The following is a 2,099-nucleotide window of genomic DNA, read 5'->3' as shown; positions in this document are numbered from 1 at the left end:
TCGGGGTTCGTCGGTCGGGGTTCGTCAGTGCGGCCGCTCGTCCGGCTCCCGCACCACTTCGCGGCTCTCGGCTGCGGTGATGGCGTCCTGCGAGTCATAGCGGATGAACGACGGAACAGCCGCCGCGAGCAACGCGGCGCCGGCAACGCATGCCAACCCGCCGCTGACCACTGAGAACATCGGCGAGACCAGGGCTGCCGCCGTTCCCGCCTCAAGGTCCCCCAGGCGCGGGCCGCCCGCGACGACCACGATGAACACCCCCTGAAGGCGTCCGCGCATCGCGTCCGGTGTGGCGACGTTGAGCATCGAGTTCCGGAACACCGCACTGACCATGTCGGCGGCGCCGGCGGTGGCGAGCAGCAGCACACCGGCGGCGAGGTTGTGGACGAGCCCGAATCCGGCGATTGACGTACCCCAGATGATCACGGCGATGACCACGGCCAGCCCGTGGCGCCGGATGCGGCCGAACCAGCCGCCGACCACCGCCCCGGCCAGCGCGCCTGCGGCGACCGCGGCGTAGAGCAGCCCGGCGGTCTGCGTCCCGCCACCGAACTGTGTTCCGGCGAGCTCGGGGAACAGCGCCCGCGGCATTCCGAAAACCATCGCGACGATGTCTATGGCGAACGTCATGAGCACTATCGGTTGGCCGCGTAGGAAGCGTAGTCCGTCGAGGACGCTCGCGATGTCGGCTCGGGTGCCGCCGCCCGTCGGCGGCATCGAAGGCAGCCGCGCGAGCGCATAGAGCGCGGCCCCGAAGGTCACGACGTCCATCCCGTAGGCGAGGGTGTAGCCCGACGCCGCGACCGCCACCCCGGCAAGCAGCGGACCGGCGGTCAGGGCGGTGTTCCAGCCGATCTGCGCCAGCGCCGTGGCCACGGGAAGCTCCCGCAGCGGCACGAGGTTCGGCGTCATCGACCGCCGGGCCGGTTGGTCGACGGATATCAGCGCGGACTGGGCAGCCACGAGGGCGAACAGCGGCCAGATCGTATGCAGGTCGACAAGCGCGAGAGCGAACAGCCCGACCGACACCGCGGCCAGCCCGCTGGAGGTGACCAGCGCAAGCCGCCGGCGGTCGACGGCGTCCGAGATCGCCCCGCCGAACATCCCGAAGACGACCAGTGGCACCAGAGCGACCAGGCCGGTCAGTCCGACCGCGAACGAGGACCTGGTGATGTCGTAGACCTGTAGCGGTACCGTGGTAGTAGTGATCATTGAACCGACCGCGGAGACGGTCTCGCCCGCCCACATTCGCCGGTAGGCCGGGTAGGCCCGCAGTGGCCCGATGTCGGTCAGGACGGTGGCGGCGATCCGCCGGCCGAGCCCCGGGGCCCGGCCCCGGGACGTCACGTGGTCGGGCTCCGGAGCCGAGTGGCCGTCGGTCTGCCCGGCGGCCTGCCCGGCGGTTGCACCGGTGCTGACCACGGTGTCGGGCTTCCTCACGGTGCCAGGCGTTCGATCACCCAGCGCTCACCGCGGGCCGGGCGACACGCCTCATCCGCGCCGGTCCGGCGGAAGCGGAGCCGATCGTGGAGCCGGTCGTGGCGGCCCGCCCAGAACTCGACGCTGTCCGGGACGAGCCGTATCCCGCCCCAGAACGGCGGTACCGGGATCGGCCCGGGTTCGGGCCAGCGGTCGGCGAGGTCTGCCCGGCGCCGCTCAAGCACATCCCGGGAGCTGATCGTTTCGGACTGGTGGCTCACCCACGCCGCGAGCTGGGACCCACGCGGGCGGGTGTGGAAGTAGGCCGCGGTCTCCTCGCCTGACACCCGTTCGAGCGCACCGGCGGCGACGACCTGGCGTCCCAGCGCATGCCAGGGAAAGACCAGCGAGCCGTAGGGGTTCGCCGCCGCGTCGCGGCCCTTGCGGGATGTGTAGTTGGTGAACAGCGTGAAGCCGCGTTCGTCGAACGCCTTGAGCAGGACGATGCGGGCGCTGGGCCGGCCGCGTGCGTCGGCCGTGGCGAACACCATCGCGTTCGGTTCGACCAGTGCCGATCCCGGTTCGGCGGCGGTGGCGGACGCCTCGGTGAACCATCGTGCGAACTGACTCAACCAGGTAGGGGCGAGATCGGATTCGGACAGCCCACTGGTGGCGTACTC

General features: G+C 71.2%; 2 protein-coding genes. Both read right to left on the bottom strand.

Features of this window, described 5'->3' with window-relative positions; genetic code table 11:
• Positions 1 to 24: 24 nt before the first annotated feature.
• On the bottom strand, positions 25 to 1,422 hold the full coding sequence (locus U9980_RS14925) for an MFS transporter (RefSeq protein ID WP_322768462.1): 1,398 nt from the start codon (positions 1,420 to 1,422) through the stop codon (positions 25 to 27).
• 14 nt (positions 1,423 to 1,436) lie between these two features.
• Positions 1,437 to 2,099: pyridoxamine 5'-phosphate oxidase (gene pdxH, locus U9980_RS14920; RefSeq protein ID WP_322768461.1), on the bottom strand; the 663-nt coding region annotated here is incomplete at its 5' end.

It is taken from the genome of Protofrankia sp. Cr1, assembly GCF_963555865.1.
Classification (GTDB): Bacteria; Actinomycetota; Actinomycetes; order Frankiales; family Frankiaceae; genus Protofrankia.
This window is presented reverse-complemented; position numbering and strand designations above follow the sequence as displayed.